At 45.5% G+C, this 3,739-nt stretch carries 4 protein-coding genes; 1 reads left to right on the top strand and 3 read right to left on the bottom strand.

Features of this window, described 5'->3' with window-relative positions; translation table 11 throughout:
- From DN062_RS18310 to tnpA, 3 genes are all read right to left on the bottom strand, one after another.
- A partial coding sequence (locus DN062_RS18310) for an IS66 family transposase (RefSeq protein WP_156460571.1) occupies nucleotides 1-673 on the bottom strand: 673 nt, incomplete at its 3' end.
- 34 nt (nucleotides 674-707) lie between these two features.
- Nucleotides 708-1,064: an IS66 family insertion sequence element accessory protein TnpB gene (tnpB, locus tag DN062_RS18305; RefSeq protein WP_112160730.1), complete on the bottom strand. Its 357-nt coding sequence runs from the start codon at nucleotides 1,062-1,064 to the stop codon at nucleotides 708-710.
- Nucleotides 1,061-1,348 carry an IS66 family insertion sequence element accessory protein TnpA gene (gene tnpA / locus DN062_RS18300; RefSeq protein WP_112160729.1) on the bottom strand — a complete coding sequence of 96 codons (288 nt, stop codon included), beginning with the start codon at nucleotides 1,346-1,348 and terminating at the stop codon, nucleotides 1,061-1,063. Before tnpA ends, tnpB begins: the two co-directional genes overlap by 4 nt.
- Before the next feature lie 564 nt (nucleotides 1,349-1,912).
- On the opposite strand from tnpA, the gene DN062_RS18295 reads away from it, so the two are divergent.
- Nucleotides 1,913-2,944 (top strand): toxin-antitoxin system YwqK family antitoxin, encoded by a 1,032-nt coding sequence (locus tag DN062_RS18295; RefSeq protein ID WP_133256784.1) that lies wholly within the window; start codon nucleotides 1,913-1,915, stop codon nucleotides 2,942-2,944.
- The last annotated feature ends 795 nt before the right edge of the window (nucleotides 2,945-3,739 follow it).

Raw genomic sequence — 3,739 nt, 5'->3', positions numbered from 1 at the left:
GTACCATCCAGTTGGCCAGGTTGGTACGATTCAATTCCAGTCCAGCTCGTTTGAAGATTTCCGACTGGCGGTACAGCGGTAATGCATCACAATATTTGTGTGTGGCCACATAGGCGAGTAACCCAGGGCCTGCGATACTTTTTTCGATGGGCTGTTTAGGCTTGCAGGCAATGGCATGGTGTTGTTCACAGCAGGGACAGATATATTTCTGGCGGCGGTGAATGATAACCTTGGCTTGTGCCGGAATGATTTCCAGCTGTTCGTGATCTTCTGTGCCGATGGCCTTGAGCTGGGTACCATCGTGTGGACAGACCCGCTCTGATTCCGGTAGTTCGTAAAACACGTCTTCACGCGGCAAGTGTGCCGGGAGGCTCACTCGGGGCTTCTTGCGGCGTGTATGAGCGGACGCTTCTACGGTGTTTGCAGTATCAGAGGCGGCGTCTTGCTCGCCCTCCACATCGTCTAAGGATTCCGCTTCATTGAACAACCCAAGATCAAGTTGATCTTGGGTGAGCTTTTCACTGCTGGGGGCAAACTGCTTGCGGTTGAACTGTTTAATCAGTTCTTCCAAGGTTTGGATACGTCGCTCACGCGACTGCAACAGCGCGTTTTTCTCTTCAAGCTGCGCTTTGAGTTGGGCGTTTTCTTCTTGTAAAGTGGCGGCGTTTTTCATGCCGCTATTTTACCAAAAAACTCTCCAAAAAGGATCAAGCAACATCTTGATAAAAGAGTGCTTTGTGCGGTTTTAATTGCGTAATATCAAAGCCGCGCAACAGCCATTGCCACTGCTCATGATCGATGACCACCGGATCACTGTCCCAATGTCTAGGCCATTTGAACTTGTCGCGCTCTAGGCGCTTTTGCCAGAGAGCGAAGCCAGTCTCATCCCAGTACAGCACCTTGAGTTGTGTGCGCTTTCTATTGCAGAAGACAAACAGCGCTTTTTCAAACGGTGACAGCGACATCGTATCCTGAACAATGACACTGAGGCCATTAATGGCTTTGCGAAAGTCCACTGGCTCACGGTGCAGATAGACTGTGATGTCTTCCTGCCATTGGATCATGCGGCCAGCGCCTTCACTAGTTGCACAATAGCCTGCGTGCTGGTCGATGGCAGGTGCAGTTTAACCGTACCATATTGGATGATGACGCTGGTCTTATCCGCAGGGGTTGGCTTCACCTCCACAAAGGGACCCTTCGGCGAGATGGCTTTCAGCTTGATCCGGCGTAGGCTAAAGTACTTGGGATTTAATCCGCGCGCTGAGCAGAACTCAGCTTGGCTCTGGTTGCTTTGCTCAAACTCGTTAATCAATGACAGCCATTCGGCTTTGGTGCGGTGCTTTCTCATGGAAACCTCCTAGCGTTGAAAGCTGTGAGGTTATCGGACTGGCTTCAGTTCGAATAGGCGGTGGTTCGATTGGCGCTTACAATAAAGTTAAACCTAACCAAAGAGTTGCGCAGAACGTTAAGACACGAAAGATAAGATCGACTTGCCAGAAAATCTGGTCATCACTATGGCTCAATATGAAGTCGGGTAGTAGATAAGAACAGCAAGAGCACATCTCATAATGGCCTGGGTGGATACGCCCAAACTGAGAGGCCGGATATAAGCGTGCAATCTACTTCAATCGAGTTAAAACGCTCTTGCAATAAACGGGTGGGTCCATATAAGTGATGAGTCCCTACTTAGGCCGTGTATTTCATTCGTTGGAAATGCTGATATCAGCAAGAAAGTTCAGCCGTCGATAGGTCGACGGAAGCGGCTTGAAATGTCGGTGCGCGAGGGGGTTATGGAAAATCAGGCTGAATGCTATCAGCTGGAAGAACTATGGTTCTTAAGTGAAATAATTGCGAATAATATTTTGATGGTTTATAAGTGTGCCTAAATAAACTAAGAATTGAGATTGGGGCCGTGGGAAAATTTTTTACGCTTTTGAGCTTGCCTCTTGTGTTCAGTCTAAGCGCTTGCTCAGGTGAAGTTGAGGAGCCTGAAAGGGTTCTTAGCTTTAGAAATGCAGAAATTTATCAAGGAAAGGTATTTGCAGGTAATGAAAATGAAGCTTTTACCGGAGTAATAACAGACTTCCCTATTTCTTCTGTAAATGTAAGCCCTCTTGTGGGTCTAGCTGCCAGTGCTAACCAAGTAACAGGTGATTCATCAACACATAAGTATATGTTGCAAGGGTCTATATTAACCATGGTCCATGGAGCGGGGGGGTATGCAATCTGTCAAGCCAAGTTTATGGAAGGTTATCTACATGGTAGCATGAGTTGTAATACAGCTAGCAATAATTTACCAATATTGGAAGCTACATATCAGCAGGGTCAATTAGACGGTCCTTTTATAATCTACAGTTTAAAAAACGAAAATCATAATAAGCTTGCGGAAGGCAATTTAGTTAATGGCAAGATTGATGGTGAGTTTATTGGTTATGGATTAATAACTTCTAAGCCTGTATTAATACAGAACTTAAAGCTGGGGCAGGCGATGGGCTCTTTTAAGAGGTATTCTGATGATGCTAATAATCATCTGATCCTTGAGAAAAGTTATGATCAAGGTGTAATTGATGGTTCTGTAGTAGCTTATAGCATTGAAACAGGCAAGTTGATACTAGAAAGAACTTATGAACAGGGGACGCTTCATGGAAATGAGAAACAATACGATGCTGAAACTGGTGAGCTAACTCTAGAGCGGAGTTATATTTATGGGACTGCTGGAGGAGCTGAAAGAGAGTATGATCCCAATACAGGTGAGCTGATCCGATCTGTTTATATCGATGATGTAGGGACTATTGAAAACCCTGATGACATCAATATAGAGGAATGTGTTGAGAGCTGGATAGATTTCCACAATCAAGGCAAGGAAGAGCCCTTGCTATGGCGATACGATGTGTTGCATGAGTTAAGAGGAAGGTGTGCTGCTGGGGAGTCGCCCGAAGCGTAATCATCAATATCGAATTATAAAAGTCGCCTAATTGGCGGCTTTTTTATATCTTTACGGCGAACAATGATAATTCAACTAGGTGCCGTTGGTGGCGAGCTATAGATTCATGATGCTCGTTTGCTGCTATAGAATCACGCCCAGCCGGAGCAAAACGTTTACGTAAAGCATTTCACGCGCGTGCCGTTATAGTTGCTTAGCACAATGGCAACCCCTGTAACGCTTTTATTGATACCCCATTGGAAACGAGGGGGCTGAGATTCTGGTAATCTATGGTATGGGCGCTAAGTTCCATCATGCATTCGACGCTTGCCAATGACTATTTTTTGCCCGTTTACCGGACGAGTAATTGGCTACCCAAATTGAGTTCTTTTCGACATTGTCAGGGTCTGCCGAGGTGTTTTGGCAGCAGTTCTTTATTGAATACTCCCTCGTCTAGTATTGGTCTTTCAGTTTCTGTACCGACGGTCACGCGCACATTATCAAACTCCTACCGACCGCACTAGAAATCAATTAGATTGTACACTTGTAACGAGTTTTTTTAGCAGACTACCAATTTAGTCAGATAACAAGGCCGACTATTTATTAATGTAATCAGCCTAGGCCTGCATCATTTCCCGCATTTTTTCAAAGAGATCACCACGCCGGTAGGCCGCTTCAACTTTGTTTTCAATAGTGCCCCCTCTGGCAGGATAGTTGTCACTACTTAAAATTTAACCAGTTGGGGCGCTAAGGCTTTTTCGTGCCAAGTTATAGTGAAGAACGTAAACAAGCGATCTTGAGTAAGTTATTGCCGCC

This window comes from Nitrincola tibetensis (genome assembly GCF_003284585.1).
GTDB classification, from domain to species: domain Bacteria; phylum Pseudomonadota; class Gammaproteobacteria; order Pseudomonadales; family Balneatricaceae; genus Nitrincola; species Nitrincola tibetensis.
This window is presented reverse-complemented; position numbering and strand designations above follow the sequence as displayed.